This is a genomic window from Fluviicoccus keumensis (assembly GCF_004217445.1).
GTDB lineage: Bacteria > Pseudomonadota > Gammaproteobacteria > Pseudomonadales > Moraxellaceae > Fluviicoccus > Fluviicoccus keumensis.
In genome coordinates, this window is the sequence record NZ_SHKX01000011.1 from 253,279 (window position 1) to 266,384 (window position 13,106).

General features: G+C 60.3%; 15 protein-coding genes and 1 other RNA gene. 13 read left to right on the forward strand and 3 right to left on the reverse strand.

Features of this window, described 5'->3' with window-relative positions; genetic code table 11:
- Positions 1 to 33: 33 nt before the first annotated feature.
- Positions 34 to 1,293 (reverse strand): pyridoxal phosphate-dependent aminotransferase, encoded by a 1,260-nt coding sequence (locus tag EV700_RS06470; protein WP_130411958.1) that lies wholly within the window; start codon positions 1,291 to 1,293, stop codon positions 34 to 36.
- Between the two features lie 87 nt (positions 1,294 to 1,380).
- Between EV700_RS06470 and msrB the strand changes: the two genes are divergently transcribed.
- Both msrB and EV700_RS06480 read left to right on the forward strand, forming a co-directional pair.
- On the forward strand, positions 1,381 to 1,785 hold the full coding sequence (gene msrB / locus EV700_RS06475; protein WP_130411960.1) for a peptide-methionine (R)-S-oxide reductase MsrB: 405 nt from the start codon (positions 1,381 to 1,383) through the stop codon (positions 1,783 to 1,785).
- Between the two features lie 33 nt (positions 1,786 to 1,818).
- Positions 1,819 to 2,298, forward strand: coding sequence for a glutathione peroxidase (locus EV700_RS06480; RefSeq protein WP_130411962.1), 480 nt, complete (start codon positions 1,819 to 1,821; stop codon positions 2,296 to 2,298).
- A gap of 21 nt (positions 2,299 to 2,319) precedes the next feature.
- Here the strand turns inward: EV700_RS06480 and EV700_RS06485 are convergent, their stop codons facing one another.
- Positions 2,320 to 2,793: a methylated-DNA--[protein]-cysteine S-methyltransferase gene (locus tag EV700_RS06485; RefSeq protein ID WP_130411964.1), complete on the reverse strand. Its 474-nt coding sequence runs from the start codon at positions 2,791 to 2,793 to the stop codon at positions 2,320 to 2,322.
- 89 nt (positions 2,794 to 2,882) lie between these two features.
- Between EV700_RS06485 and ffs the strand changes: the two genes are divergently transcribed.
- The 11 genes from ffs (at position 2,883) to EV700_RS06540 (ending at position 11,571) form a co-directional block, all read left to right on the forward strand.
- Positions 2,883 to 2,978, forward strand: an RNA gene (gene ffs / locus EV700_RS06490) — signal recognition particle sRNA small type.
- 154 nt (positions 2,979 to 3,132) lie between these two features.
- Positions 3,133 to 4,947, forward strand: a complete 1,815-nt coding sequence (gene dnaX, locus EV700_RS06495; RefSeq protein WP_130411966.1) for a DNA polymerase III subunit gamma/tau — start codon at positions 3,133 to 3,135, stop codon at positions 4,945 to 4,947.
- On the forward strand, positions 4,944 to 5,273 hold the full coding sequence (locus EV700_RS06500) for a YbaB/EbfC family nucleoid-associated protein (RefSeq protein WP_130411968.1): 330 nt from the start codon (positions 4,944 to 4,946) through the stop codon (positions 5,271 to 5,273). Before dnaX ends, EV700_RS06500 begins: the two co-directional genes overlap by 4 nt.
- 6 nt (positions 5,274 to 5,279) lie before the next feature.
- Positions 5,280 to 5,873: a recombination mediator RecR gene (gene recR, locus EV700_RS06505; RefSeq protein ID WP_130411970.1), complete on the forward strand. Its 594-nt coding sequence runs from the start codon at positions 5,280 to 5,282 to the stop codon at positions 5,871 to 5,873.
- Positions 5,874 to 5,987: 114 nt separating this feature from the next.
- The gene (locus EV700_RS06510) at positions 5,988 to 6,404 is read left to right on the forward strand and encodes an SRPBCC family protein (protein WP_130411972.1); all 417 of its coding nucleotides are present in this window, start codon (positions 5,988 to 5,990) and stop codon (positions 6,402 to 6,404) included.
- Between the two features lie 166 nt (positions 6,405 to 6,570).
- Complete coding sequence (locus EV700_RS06515) at positions 6,571 to 7,716, forward strand: acyl-CoA dehydrogenase family protein (protein WP_130411974.1); 1,146 nt, start codon at positions 6,571 to 6,573, stop codon at positions 7,714 to 7,716.
- Positions 7,716 to 8,885 carry a ribonuclease D gene (rnd, locus tag EV700_RS06520; protein WP_130411976.1) on the forward strand — a complete coding sequence of 390 codons (1,170 nt, stop codon included), beginning with the start codon at positions 7,716 to 7,718 and terminating at the stop codon, positions 8,883 to 8,885. Before EV700_RS06515 ends, rnd begins: the two co-directional genes overlap by 1 nt.
- The gene (locus EV700_RS06525; protein ID WP_130411978.1) at positions 8,882 to 9,193 is read left to right on the forward strand and encodes a YcgL domain-containing protein; all 312 of its coding nucleotides are present in this window, start codon (positions 8,882 to 8,884) and stop codon (positions 9,191 to 9,193) included. Before rnd ends, EV700_RS06525 begins: the two co-directional genes overlap by 4 nt.
- Positions 9,190 to 9,507, forward strand: coding sequence for a hypothetical protein (locus tag EV700_RS06530; RefSeq protein WP_130411980.1), 318 nt, complete (start codon positions 9,190 to 9,192; stop codon positions 9,505 to 9,507). Before EV700_RS06525 ends, EV700_RS06530 begins: the two co-directional genes overlap by 4 nt.
- Before the next feature lie 29 nt (positions 9,508 to 9,536).
- Positions 9,537 to 10,376: an AAA family ATPase gene (locus tag EV700_RS06535; RefSeq protein WP_130411982.1), complete on the forward strand. Its 840-nt coding sequence runs from the start codon at positions 9,537 to 9,539 to the stop codon at positions 10,374 to 10,376.
- Between the two features lie 16 nt (positions 10,377 to 10,392).
- Positions 10,393 to 11,571: a vWA domain-containing protein gene (locus EV700_RS06540; protein WP_130411984.1), complete on the forward strand. Its 1,179-nt coding sequence runs from the start codon at positions 10,393 to 10,395 to the stop codon at positions 11,569 to 11,571.
- Between the two features lie 12 nt (positions 11,572 to 11,583).
- Here the strand turns inward: EV700_RS06540 and EV700_RS06545 are convergent, their stop codons facing one another.
- On the reverse strand, positions 11,584 to 13,050 hold the full coding sequence (locus EV700_RS06545) for an ATP-dependent DNA helicase (RefSeq protein ID WP_165391356.1): 1,467 nt from the start codon (positions 13,048 to 13,050) through the stop codon (positions 11,584 to 11,586).
- Positions 13,051 to 13,106: the final 56 nt, after the last annotated feature.

The window sequence follows — 13,106 nt, forward strand, 5'->3', positions numbered from 1 at the left end:
CCTGCCGGAACCGGTCAGGAGGGTTGAAAATGGTCAGGCAGACTTGGTGCGGAGGGTGGCCAGGAAGCGGGAGAGACGGCTGATGGCCTCGCGCAGTTCATCCGTATGCGGCAGGAAAACGACACGGAAGTGGTCGGTATGGGGCCAGTTGAAGCCGGTGCCTTGAACCAGCAGCACTTTTTCGGCTTGCAGGAAGTCAAGTATGAACTGCTGGTCGTCCTCGATGGGGTAGACCGCCGGGTCAAGCCTCGGGAACAGGTACAGCGCGCCTTCCGGCTTGGTGCAACTGACGCCGGGGATATCGTTGAGCATGCGCCAGGCCAGTTCACGTTGTTCATACAAACGACCGCCGGGACGGATCAGGTCATTGATGCTCTGGTAGCCGCCCAGCGCGGTCTGGATGGCGAACTGCGCCTGCACATTGGCGCAAAGCCGCATCGACGCCAGCATGTCCAGACCTTCGATATAGTCGGTGGCGCGCTTCTTGTTGCCGCTGACCATCAGCCAGCCGGAGCGGAAACCTGCGACGCGGTAGGACTTCGACAGACCGTTGAAGGTGATGCACAGCAAATCCTCCGCCAGCGTGGCGATGGAGGTGTGTTGCGCTTCGTCGTAGAGGATCTTGTCGTAGATCTCGTCGGCGAAGATGATCAAGTTGTGGCGGCGGGCAATGGCGACAATCCCTTCCAGCACCGGCTTCGGGTAGACCGCGCCGGTGGGGTTGTTCGGGTTGATGATGACGATGCCGCGCGTGTTCGGCGTGATCTTGGCTTCGATATCGGCCAGATCGGGATACCAGTTGTTGCCTTCGTCGCACAGGTAATGCACCGGGGTGCCGCCCGACAGCGTGACGGCGGCGGTCCACAGCGGATAGTCCGGAGCCGGGATCAGCATTTCATCGCCGTTGTTCAGCAGTGCCTGCATCGCCATGACGATCAGTTCGGAAACACCGTTGCCGACATAGACATCACCGACTTCCACGCCGAACAGGCCTTTCTGCTGGTAATACTGCACAATTGCCTTGCGCGCGGCGAAGAGTCCCTTGGAGTCGCAATAGCCGACGGCATTCGGCAGGTTGGCGATCACATCCGCCAGGATTTCCTGCGGTGCTTCAAAGCCGAAAGGGGCGGGGTTGCCGATGTTGAGTTTGATGATGCGATGGCCGAGTTCTTCCATGGCATTGGCGGCCTTGAGCACGGGGCCGCGAATGTCATAACAAACGTTCAACAATTTTGAGGATTTCTTGATTTCCATGGTAACAAACTCGGTTGGGCGGCATCTAAAGACGACCATTCTATCCAATTTCCAAGCGCGTGTTCAGTTGTCTTGCGGATTGATTGGCGCTGTGATTGCGAATTGAAAATCATTACGGAGCCTGAGATGAGTAACGTCATCAAAAGTGAGCAGGAGTGGCGCGAAGCGCTGTCTCCCGAAGAGTTCGGCATCTGTCGGGGCAAGGGCACCGAGCGGCCGTTCACCGGTGAATACTGGAACTGCCATGACCGCGGAATGTATCTGTGCCGGGGCTGCGGCGCGGAATTGTTTGCTTCCTGGTCGAAGTATGATTCCGGGTCGGGCTGGCCCAGCTTTTTCCAGCCGGTCCAGGCCGGGCGGATTGATGAGCATCGTGACCAGAGTCATGGCATGATCCGGACAGAAATTGTCTGTGCAGGCTGCGGCTGCCATCTGGGGCATGTCTTTCCCGATGGCCCGGCGCCGACCGGGCTGCGCTATTGCGTGAACTCCGCCTCATTGCGCCTGCGCCGCGATGATGAGGCATCCTGATTCCGATAACCCATTACCCCGAGGAGCGACACCATGAGCAATATTTATGATTTCACCGCCACCACCATCACCGGCCAGGAAAAGCCGATGGCCGAGTTCAAGGGCAAGGTGGTGCTGGTGGTGAATACCGCCAGCAAGTGCGGCCTGACCCCGCAGTTCAAGGGGCTGGAAGCGCTGTATGAAACCTATAAGGACAAAGGTCTGATGGTGCTGGGTTTTCCTTGCAATCAGTTCGCCAATCAGGATCCCGCCGGGAATGACGAAATCAGCCAGTTCTGCGAACTGAATTACGGCGTCACTTTTCCGATGTTCGCCAAGATCGATGTGAACGGCGATTCGGCGCATCCCCTGTTCAAGCACCTGAAGTCGTCCGCGCCCGGTTTGCTGGGTTCCGAGGCGATCAAGTGGAACTTCACCAAATTCCTGGTCGATCGCAATGGCAATGTGGTGGAGCGTTATGCCCCGACTACCGAGCCGGAGAAGATCTCGAAGGATATTGAAAAGCTGCTTTGAGCCGGTTTGTCCCCAATCGCGTCAGCGCCAGTTGACGCCCTCGTGGCGCAGCAGCCAGCGCTTGTTGTCGAGGCCGCTGGAGAAACCGCCCAGCGTGCCGTCGGCGGCGATGACGCGGTGACAGGGGACCACCAGCGCGCAGGGATTGTGGCCGTTGGCCATGCCGACCGCGCGGCAGGCTTTCGGACTCCCGATGGCGGCTGCCAGTTCGGCGTATGACCAGGCCTGACCGCCGGGAATGGTCCGTAAGCCTTCCCAGACCTGTTTCTGGAAATCCGTTCCCACCAGATGCAGCGGAATGGAGCGCAGGGCGTCGATTTCACCGGCAAAGTAGGCTTGCAGCGGCTTCATCAGAAAAGCGGGCAGTGGGACTTCCTCCCGGAAGTCGTTCGCTTCACGACGGGAAAAATGCAGTTCCCACAACGCCGCTCCGTCATGAATCAGGCTCAGTTCGGCGAAAGGGGCGGAAAAGCGGCTAATAAACAATCGGTTCATGCGGATTTCTTCCCGTGTGGTTGTTCCCAAGCCCGCAAGGCTCGCCTATACTGTACGTCCGCTGCAAGGCGGAACCGTTATGGCAACCCTGCCGGTTCCCCCGCAACGCTAAGCGATGAACCCCGCCAGGACCGGAAGGTAGCAACGGTAATTGTGATGCGTGTGCCGGGGTCGGGCTGGCAGGGGAGCCACCATAAATCTCCCCCGTAATACCCGTCAATCTGCTTGTTCCGTCGTTTACGTTCTCCGCTTCCAAGTCGCGCTCAATAAAAGACTTTAGCCGCTACCCGGCATCCGCTACCATAGCCCATCCTTGCCGTTAAGCGTTCCCGCATTGGTATGAGTTATCAAGTTCTCGCCCGCAAATACCGGCCCAAAAATTTCTCCGAACTGGTGGGGCAGGAACATGTCGCCCGCGCTTTGGGCAATGCCCTGGCCAGCAACCGCCTGCATCATGCCTACCTGTTTACGGGCACGCGCGGGGTCGGCAAGACCACCATCGCCCGCATCCTGGCCAAATGCCTGAATTGCGAGACCGGGATTACCGCGACCCCCTGCGGCGTTTGTTCCGCCTGCACCGAGATCAACGAAGGCCGTTTCATCGACCTGCTGGAAATTGACGCCGCCAGCAATACCGGTGTCGATGACGTGCGCGAGGTGATCGACAATGCGCAGTACGTGCCGACCCGGGGCCGTTACAAAGTCTACCTGATTGACGAAGTGCACATGCTCAGCAAGTCGGCGTTCAACGCCCTGCTGAAAACGCTGGAAGAACCGCCCGCGCATGTGAAATTCCTGCTGGCCACCACCGACCCCCAGAAAGTGCCCGTCACCGTGTTGTCGCGCTGCCTGCAGTTTTCGCTGAAGCCGATGTCGCCGGAGCGGGTGATGCAGCATCTGGTGAACGTGCTGAATGCCGAACACATCGAGCATGATGAAGGTGCGCTGTGGGAACTGGGTCGCGCCGCCAACGGTTCGATGCGGGATGCGCTGTCGTTGACCGATCAGGCGATTGCCTACGGCAACGGCGTGCTGCGCGAATCGGAAGTGCGGGACATGCTGGGCGCGCTGGACCGCGATGTGGTGTTCCGCGTGCTGGAAGCGGTGGGCGAGGGCGATGCCGCCGCGCTGATGGCGGTGATTGAGGCCATGGCCGCCCAGAGCGTGGATTTCTCGGCGGCGCTGACGGCGCTGGTTTCGGCGCTGCACCGGGTGGCGCTGGCGCAAATTCTGCCGGACGGGGTCGACAACAGCGACGGTGACCGCGAGCGCGTGCTGGATCTGGCGGCCTCGCTGACACCGGAAGATGTGCAACTGTATTACCAGATTGCGCTGCATGGTCGTCGTGATATTCCGCTGGCTCCCAGTCTGCGGCAGGGCTTTGAAATGTGCCTGTTCCGGATGCTGGCTTTCCGGCCGGTGCCGTCGAACGACCCCGAGGCGGGAAAGCGCCGTCCGCGCAGCGCCCCCGCCGCTTCTGACCGTGCGCCTTCCCGCCCGACCGGGGCACCCGCACCTGTGCGTGCTGTCGCACCGGCCGTTGAGCGCGCGCAACCGGCGGCGGTGGCCGTTACGAGAGTTCCCGAGTCGCGTGCCGCCGTTCCTGACCGGCCTGTTCCGGCTGTTGCCGCGACAGCGGTTGCCGCCGCTTCCCCGCAACCGGCGCCGATGACCACCGAGCCGGAGCCGGCGAAAACGGCCACCATCCTTTCTTTCCCGGCGGCTGCCCCGGCCGAACCGGAAATGGCCCCCGAACCCGAAACCGGCGCGTGGTCGCCGGAGCGCTGGTCGCGCTGGGTGCTGGCCAGCGACTTGACCGGCATGGCGCTCAATCTGGCGCGGCACGTGCTGGTGACCGGCGAGCAGGCCGGTGAAGCGGTGATGGAACTGTCCCCCCGCCACGAGATCATGGCCAACCGCGCGCTGGATACCCTGCTGGCGCGCTTGCAGCAGGATTTTCCCGACATGCGCTTGCGACGCGAAAGCCGCGAGCCCTCGGGCATGACGCCGCTGGAAATCGAACAGGAGCGGCAACGCGTAGAGCGCGCCGACGCCAAGGCCGCCTTTCTGGCGGACGGCGTGGTGCAGGCGCTGATGCAGGCCTTTGACGCCGAATTACTGGATGAAACCTTGATTGTTGGAGAAAAGCGATGAATATCAATCAGTTGATGCAGCAAGCGCAGAAAATGCAGGAACAGGTGCAAAAGAAGATGGCGCAGGCTCAGGAAGAGCTGGCCCGGACCGAAGTGACCGGTGAATCCGGCGCGGGCCTGGTCAAGGTCACCATGACCGGCAAGCACGACGTCAAGCGCGTGGCCATTGATGCCGAGCTGATGAAGGAAGACAAGGACATGTTGGAAGACCTGCTCGCCGCCGCCGTCAACGATGCCGTGCGCAAGGTGGAGCAGTTGACCACCGAACGCATGGCCGGTGCGACCCAAGGTCTGGGCCTGCCGCCCGGCATGAAGCTGCCGTTCTAAGCAGCCATGTTCAGCCCGCTGCTGAATGAGCTGATCCAGTCGTTGCGCGTGCTGCCGGGGGTCGGGCCGCGCTCGGCGCAGCGCATGGCGCTGTTCCTGCTGGAGCGTAACCGCCCCGGCGGAGCGCGTCTGGGTGACGTACTGCTGCGGGCGATGACCGAGGTGGGGCACTGCCAGGAATGCCGCACGCTGACCGAGGAGCCCGTCTGCCGGTTGTGCGCCAATACGGCTCGTGATCGCAGCCAGCTATGCGTGGTGGAGTCTCCGGCGGACGTATTGGCGGTGGAGCAAAGCGGCGGCTATCGCGGCCTGTATTTCGTGCTGGCGGGGCATCTCTCGCCGCTGGACGGCATAGGCCCCCGCGAATTGGGAATTCCTGACCTGATGACGCGATTGGGCCGGGGAGAGGTCCGCGAACTGATCCTGGCTACCAACGCCACGGTAGAAGGTGAGGCGACCGCGCATTACATCCGGGAGTCCTGTCGTGATTCGGGTTTACAGGTCAGCCGTATCGCCCACGGCGTGCCGATGGGCGGCGAACTGGACGGCGTCGATAGTCATACTCTGGCGCGGGCGCTGTCGCAACGCCAGCAAATCTGAACAATCATTCCGTTTTGACCTCTCCGGCCATTGACAGCTTGGGTCGCAGCGATAAATATCGCAGTCCTTGGTACGTTCGTACTATCTTTTCCCCTATTAGCCAGGAGTCCGGTCATGGCGCAGCAGAAAGTAGTGGTGGTTCGCGAGTTTTCACGTCCGGTGGAAGCTATATTTGCCGAACTGGCGGATCACAATAACCTGAAGAAAGTCTTCGGGATTCCGGTGAAGCGCATTCAGGACGGGCAGGGCGATGTCAACGGTGTAGGTTCCACCCGCCGCATGGGGTTGTTCCATCCCTTGGCTGTCGACGAAACCGTGGTGGCGGTGACCCCGAACCAATCGATTGATTATGTCATTTCCAAGGGTGGTTACCCGATCCGCAATCATCATGGCCGTCTGGATTTCAGCGCCACTGGCAAGGGCTCGCGGGTGCAGTGGGTGATCGAGTTCGATTCGCTGCCGGGTGTCGGCCCGGTGCTGAAATTCGTGCTGGGTCAGGCGCTGGGCGTGGGCTTGAAACGCCTCGGCTAAGCGTTTTGCGGATGCCTCCCGGCCAATTCGGTCGGGAGGCACCCTTGGGCCGTCCCCGCCGCATTGTGTTTCCCGGACAACTGTCCAATAAATACCTACCAACCGCTTGGTTACACCTCGGAATCGTGGCAGACTCGGGCCGGAATGACCCGAGGAGATGCCGCTCATGGCCCTGTACACCACCTATTTCAACGAAACCCACAATCAGGTCCGTCTGACAGCCCGCAAATTTGTCGACCAGCATATCAAACCCTTCATCAATGACTGGGAGGAAGCTGGGACATTCCCTCGCGAGCTCTATCTCAAGGCTGGCGAGGCCGGGTTGCTGGGGATCGATCATCCGGAGGAGTTCGGCGGATCCGGGCCTGATATTTTCATGAAGATCGCTGCCAGTGAGGAACTGATGCGCGCCGGTTCCGGCGGTCTCGTGGCCAGCCTGGGGTCGCTGGACATCGGTCTGCCGCCGGTGGAGAACTGGGGCAGCGACGAGATGAAGTCGCGTATCGCTCCTGCCGTCATCAGCGGCGAAAAAATCATGGCGCTGGCGATTACCGAGCCGTCCGGCGGCTCCGACGTGGCCAATTTGAAAACCCGCGCGGTCGACATGGGCGATCATTATCTTGTGAACGGCAGCAAGACCTTCATTACTTCAGGGGTGCGCGCCGATTACTACACCGTGGCTGTTCGCACTGGCGGCGAGGGCTTTGGCGGGGTTAGTCTGCTGCTGGTGGAAAAGGGTATGCCCGGTTTCACGGTTGGCCAGCCCTTGAAAAAAATGGGCTGGTGGGCCAGTGACACCGCCGAACTGTTCTTCCAGGATGTGAAGGTGCCGAAAAGCAACCTGATCGGCATGGAAAACGGCGGATTCTTCGTAATCATGAGCAATTTCCAGAAAGAACGCTTAAACTTGGCGGTCATGGCGAATATGACTGCACAACTGGCGCTGGAAGAAAGCCTCAAGTACGTGCAACAGCGGACGGCCTTTGGCAAGCCGCTGGCGAAGATGCAGGTTATTCGCCACAAACTGGCGGACATGGCGACCGAACTGGAGGCCAGCCGCGAGTTTACCTATCGGGTAGCGGCACAAATATCAGATGGCATTCCGGCCATCCGGGAAGTCTCCATGGCCAAGAACTTCGCCACGCAAGTCAGCGACAAGCTGACCTATGAAGCGGTGCAGATTTTTGGCGGTATGGGGTTCATGCGCGAGAGCTTGGTCGAGCGCCTGTACCGGGATAACCGGATTCTTTCCATTGGTGGCGGTACCCACGAAATCATGAACGAGATTATCGCCAAACAATTGGGATTGTAATGTCCTGGGAACTGATCACCGATCAACAACTGTTTCAACAACGGGTCCGGAGCTGGACCGGCGCAGGCCGTCTGGCCCTGGATACCGAATTCATCCGGGTTGACACCTTCAACCCTCGGGCGGCCCTCATTCAGGTGAATGACGGCCGTCAGGTTTCCCTGGCCGACCCGCTTGCCCTGGATATCGCCGAATTCGGTGCTGTCCTGGCCGATCCGGCGACGCTGAAAATCTTTCATGCCTGCAGTGAAGATATCGAGGTCTTCAATCTGCTGTTTCCCAAACAGCGGATTACCCGCGTCTTCGATACCCAAATCGGCTTGGCCTTTCTGGGCTATGGAAATCAGGTGGGCTACCAGAAGGCGCTGCAGGAGTGTCTCGACATCGCCATCAGCAAGGCGGAAACCCGTTCCGACTGGTTGATGCGCCCGCTGACGCCGGAGCAGCAGCAATATGCCGCCCTGGATGTCGAATACCTTTTCCCCCTGTATGACTTCATCCGCGCCCGGCTGGTGGAGCGCGGGCTGCTGGAATGGTGCGAGGCCGACTGTGCGCTGATTATGGAAGAGATGGGGGAGGCGCCGGATATGCGCAACCTGTACCTGTCGTTCAGCAACGCCTGGAAGTTCACCCGCCAGCAGCTGGCGTTGCTGCAGATGCTGACCATCTGGCGGGAAGGCGCGGCGAGGATCCACAACATTCCGCGGACCTTCGTGCTGAAGAACCATACCCTGCTGGATATTGTTGAGCGCTGGCCGCACAGCTTGCCGGCGTTGTCGCGGATTCAGGATCTGCACCCGCGCACGTATCAGAAGCACGGCCAGATGATCCTGCAACTGGTGAAGCAGGCCGAGGACAAGCCGATTGGCCAATGTCCGCCGTTGCTGCCGCTGCCGCTGCCGCGCGCCGCCAAATCCCTCTATGACCGCCTGCGCGCGGTGGCCGAGGCGGTGGCCGTGCAGCACCATATTCCGGCGGAAGTCCTGCTACGCAAGAAATGGCTGGATTCGCTGGTGCTGGGCTATGTGGATTTTGGTGCAAGCGCCAGGTTGCCCTCGGCGTTGACCGGTTGGCGGCATGATATCCTTACCCGACCCCTGTTGGAGGTGCTGGCCGATGAGGCCGCCTCCGTCGCCACATGGCGCCGCTACCGTCACCGGGAAGATTCATGAGCACCAAACCTGAAATCTGCGATATCTACAAAAGTCCCAAAAAGGACGAAATGTACCTTTACGTCCGCAAGACCGAGGGCCTGACACGCGTTCCCGAAGCCCTGCTGACCATGTTCGGCCGCCCCCGTCATTACGTCACGCTGTTGCTGACGCCGGAGCGCAAGCTGGCCCGGGCCGAGGCCCCCAAGGTGCTGGCGGAAATCGGTGAGAAGGGTTTCTACCTGCAGATGCCTCCCGCACGGGAGGATTACATGCTGGACCTCTTCCGCCCTGATGAAAGCAAGTATCAGCAAGGGGGTGGGGAATGATCGGCTATCTGGTGGCCTGGGTGGTCTATCTGACGGCGGCCATCGCGCTTCTGGTCGTCTACAAGCGTTCGTTCATCCGCATGCTGCCGTCAGGCTGGCGGCCGGTTTCCTTTTATCTGCTGGCGGTTTTGCTGCTGACGCCTTGGCCGATCGACGCTGACAACTGGTTTCCGTCGCCGGCCGTCATGGCGGTATTGTTCAACGTGATGGAGCGGGACAGCGTCGGCGTGATGAAAAGCGTGTTCCCGCTGCTGTTCCTCTCGACCCTGGTTTGTAGTGTTGCCTGGTGGAAAAGCCGCAAGGCAGAATCCTGACTTATTTCCCCGCTGGTGGAGAATCCAAGATGCGTTTTGACGGTTCCATGACCTATGTGGCGACTGACGACCTGAAGATGGCCGTCAATGCTTCGATTACCCTGCAAAAGCCGTTGATCATCAAGGGCGAACCCGGCACCGGCAAGACCATGCTGGCCGAGGAAGTGGCCGCCGCGCTGGGTCTGCGCCTGATCCAGTGGCACATCAAGTCCACCACCAAGGCGCATCAGGGCCTCTATGAATACGATGCCGTGTCCCGCCTGCGCGATTCGCAACTGGGCGACGACAAGGTCTACGACATCCGCAACTACATCAAGAAGGGCAAGCTGTGGGAAGCCTTCGAGAGTGAAGAGCGTGTCGTCTTGCTGATTGACGAAGTCGACAAGGCGGACATCGAGTTCCCCAACGACCTGCTGACCGAACTCGACAAGATGGAGTTCCACGTTTACGAGACGCAGGAAACCATCAAGGCCAAGCATCGCCCGATCGTCATCATTACCTCGAACAACGAAAAGGATCTGCCGGATGCTTTCCTGCGCCGCTGCTTCTTCCATTACATCGTCTTCCCGGACATGGACACGATGAAGAAGATTGTCGACGTGCATTATCCCGGCGTCGAGTCGAAGCTGGTGCGCGAAGCCATGGAAATCTTCTTCGAGCTGCGCAAGGTGCCGGGCCTGAAGAAGCGTCCGTCCACCTCCGAGCTGATCGATTGGCTGAAGCTGCTAATGTCCGACAACATTCCCGAAGACATCCTGCGCAACCGCGATACCCGCAGCGCCATCCCGCCGCTGTACGGTGCGCTGCTGAAGAACGAGGCGGACGTGCATTTGCTGGAGCGTCTGGCCTTCATGAGCCGTCGGAGCTGACCGGGGAGGGCGCGACATGCTGCTCAACTTCTTCTACACCCTGAAGCAATACAAGGTGCCCGTCTCCGTGCGGGAATACCTCGATTTGTTGCGTGCGCTGGATGCTGGCTTGGCCTTTGCCAGCCAGGAAGAGTTCTACAGCCTCTCCCGCGCGGTGATGGTGAAGGACGAGAAGCATTTCGACAAGTTTGACCGGGCGATGAAGGCGTTCTTCGACGGTCTGGACACCATGGAAAGTCCGCTGGACAAGCTGAACCTGCCCGAGGACTGGCTGCGAAAGGAAATCGAGAAGCTGTTGTCGCCGGATGAGTTGGCCGAATTGCAGAAGACCGGCTCGCTGGAAAAGCTGATGGAAGAGTTCCAGAAGCGTCTGGCCGAGCAGCACAAGCGTCACCAGGGCGGTAACAAGATGATCGGCACCGGCGGCACTTCACCGTTCGGGGCTTACGGCGCCAACCCGGAAGGGATCCGCCTGGCCGGGCCGTCGCGCAACAAGAGCGCGGTGAAAGTCTGGGAAAAGCGTGAGTTCAAGAACCTCGACGACGGTCAGGAACTGGGTATCCGCAACATGCAGGTCGCCTTGCGCCGTCTGCGTCGCTTCGCCCGCCAGGGCGCAGCTGAGGAGCTGGATATCGACGACACCATCCGTTCCACCGCCCACAACGCCGGATTGCTGGATATCAAGATGGTTCCCGAGCGCCGCAACCGCGTCAAGGTGCTGATTTTCTTCGATATCGGCGGTTCGATGGACCCGTACGTGAAAGTGTGCGAGGCGCTGTTCTCCGCTGCACGCACCGAGTTCAAGCACCTGCATTATTACTACTTCCACAACTTCATCTATGAAAGCGTGTGGCAGGACAATAACCGTCGTTGGTCCGAGCGCATGCCGTTGTGGGATGTGATGCACAAGTACGGCCCGGATTACCGGGTGATCTTCGTCGGTGACGCCACCATGTCGCCCTATGAAATCATGTCGCCGGGCGGTTCGGTGGAGCATTTCAACGAAGAGGCCGGGGCGGTATGGATGCAGCGCCTGACCCAGCATTTCCAGAAGGTGGTGTGGCTGAATCCGGAGCCGGAGAAAAGCTGGTCGATGACGCAGTCGGTCCAGATTGCCAAGAAGCTGCTGGAAGACCGGATGTATCCGCTGACCTTGCAGGGGATAGAGGCGGCGACGAAGTATTTGAGCAAGTAGCGGGAGGAGTCTTCACGACTCCTCTTTCAACCATCCCTTGGCATTCTCCCCACGCAAAATCCTGACCTCCTTCTTTCCCCGCGTAATGGCCGTATACAGCCAGCGCAACTGGCTGGTATAGCTGCCCTGCAAATAGCCCGGCACATCCACAATCGCCGTTTCCCATTCGCCGCCCTGCGCCTTGTGGCAGGTCAGGGCATAGCCGTACTTCACCTGCAAAGCGTTCAGGTAAGGATCATTCTGGAAGGCGCCGCTGATCTGCGCCGGCGTCAGCTTCTCCGCGCGGATACGCTGCTTGAAGTCCGCTACCAGCGCCTGCCGTTCATCATCGGTGGGGCCGGCCAAAGGGGAATACAGCAGGTTTTCGAGGATCAGGCAGTCCTGCTCCATGCGCCCGTGCAGCAGCGATTGGTACGCCACCTTCACTTGCCGGAACACCAGCTTCACCTGCTTGTGAAACGGTTTCTGCTTCAGGCGCAGCATCACCAGTCGGGTTTCCTGCGCGCCCACTTCCAGCGCCTTCACCAGATCGCCGTTCAGCAATTGCGATTCCGAGTTGTTCTGGTTGACCATCAGGATGTCGCCGGGCTGCAAGGGGGCAAACATGGCGTTGAAGCGCTTGTGCCGCACCTTGCGGTTCAGTTCCAGCGCCCGCTTGTTGGAGTGGGTGATGATGATCGAGGCGCGGCCGGACATGTGATCGGCGCGATAGCGGGTGGCGTCGTCGTCGCCCAGAAGGTAACGCCAGTCGTCGGCGGGCGGCAACCAGTCGACCGGATCGCGCGCGCCGCTGAGGATGCTGTCGCGCAGCCGTCCGGCCTGTTGCAGGATATGGCTGCCTTCCTGCTGCCGCACGATGTCGGTCAGTTCGACTTCCCGCGCCTTCAGGCCGAAATATTTCTGGAAATGATGCGCGAACAACGCCATCGACACGGTTTCGCCCACCGGCGGCAACTGGGCGGCATCGCCCACGAAAATGACGCGGTTACCGCTCAGCAAGCCGCTGGTCAGGCCCGACCAGAACAGGAAGTCGCTCAGCAGCTGCCCGGAACCGTATTGGGTGAACAGTGAGGCCTGACCTACCGGCAAAGGGCTGCCGTTGGCCAGCATAGAGGCTTCGTCAATGATGATGACGGTGTTTTCCGGCCCTTCCTGTGACAGGCTGAAGCGCACGTTCAGGCCGGTGTCACCGCTGATTTCGACGCTGGCGAACTCGTAGATGACCGAGTGTACGGTCTGCGCGCCTTCACCCGTAGCCATGCCGAGGATGCGCGCGGCGCGGCCGGTGGAGGCCAGCAGCAGGTAATCCTGCTGGGTGTCACGAAGGTGATCCAGCAGGCGCGACACCAGCGTGGTCTTACCCGTGCCCGCATAGCCGCGCAGGATGAAGCAGGCATCGTCGCTGTCGAGGAATTCCCGGATGGCGGCGAGGGCGGCGTCCTGTTGCGGGGTCAGTTGCAGGGTGGCGGGCGTGGTCATGGATCGGCTGTAGTGACTTTGCGCCGAGTATAGCGGTACACCCCCTTGAAGTCCCG

What these genes read in the sequence shown, in the direction of transcription:
- dnaX (WP_130411966.1), top strand. Translation starts at nt 3,133, where the DNA reads ATGAGTTATCAAGTTCTCGCCCGCAAATACCGGCCCAAAAATTTCTCC.
- EV700_RS06530 (WP_130411980.1), top strand. Translation starts at nt 9,190, where the DNA reads ATGATCGGCTATCTGGTGGCCTGGGTGGTCTATCTGACGGCGGCCATC.
- EV700_RS06545 (WP_165391356.1), bottom strand. Translation starts at nt 13,050, where the DNA reads ATGACCACGCCCGCCACCCTGCAACTGACCCCGCAACAGGACGCCGCC.
- msrB (WP_130411960.1), top strand. Translation starts at nt 1,381, where the DNA reads ATGAGTAACGTCATCAAAAGTGAGCAGGAGTGGCGCGAAGCGCTGTCT.
- EV700_RS06540 (WP_130411984.1), top strand. Translation starts at nt 10,393, where the DNA reads ATGCTGCTCAACTTCTTCTACACCCTGAAGCAATACAAGGTGCCCGTC.
- rnd (WP_130411976.1), top strand. Translation starts at nt 7,716, where the DNA reads ATGTCCTGGGAACTGATCACCGATCAACAACTGTTTCAACAACGGGTC.
- EV700_RS06480 (WP_130411962.1), top strand. Translation starts at nt 1,819, where the DNA reads ATGAGCAATATTTATGATTTCACCGCCACCACCATCACCGGCCAGGAA.
- EV700_RS06515 (WP_130411974.1), top strand. Translation starts at nt 6,571, where the DNA reads ATGGCCCTGTACACCACCTATTTCAACGAAACCCACAATCAGGTCCGT.
- EV700_RS06510 (WP_130411972.1), top strand. Translation starts at nt 5,988, where the DNA reads ATGGCGCAGCAGAAAGTAGTGGTGGTTCGCGAGTTTTCACGTCCGGTG.
- EV700_RS06470 (WP_130411958.1), bottom strand. Translation starts at nt 1,293, where the DNA reads ATGGTCGTCTTTAGATGCCGCCCAACCGAGTTTGTTACCATGGAAATC.
- EV700_RS06525 (WP_130411978.1), top strand. Translation starts at nt 8,882, where the DNA reads ATGAGCACCAAACCTGAAATCTGCGATATCTACAAAAGTCCCAAAAAG.
- EV700_RS06485 (WP_130411964.1), bottom strand. Translation starts at nt 2,793, where the DNA reads ATGAACCGATTGTTTATTAGCCGCTTTTCCGCCCCTTTCGCCGAACTG.
- EV700_RS06535 (WP_130411982.1), top strand. Translation starts at nt 9,537, where the DNA reads ATGCGTTTTGACGGTTCCATGACCTATGTGGCGACTGACGACCTGAAG.
- EV700_RS06500 (WP_130411968.1), top strand. Translation starts at nt 4,944, where the DNA reads ATGAATATCAATCAGTTGATGCAGCAAGCGCAGAAAATGCAGGAACAG.
- recR (WP_130411970.1), top strand. Translation starts at nt 5,280, where the DNA reads ATGTTCAGCCCGCTGCTGAATGAGCTGATCCAGTCGTTGCGCGTGCTG.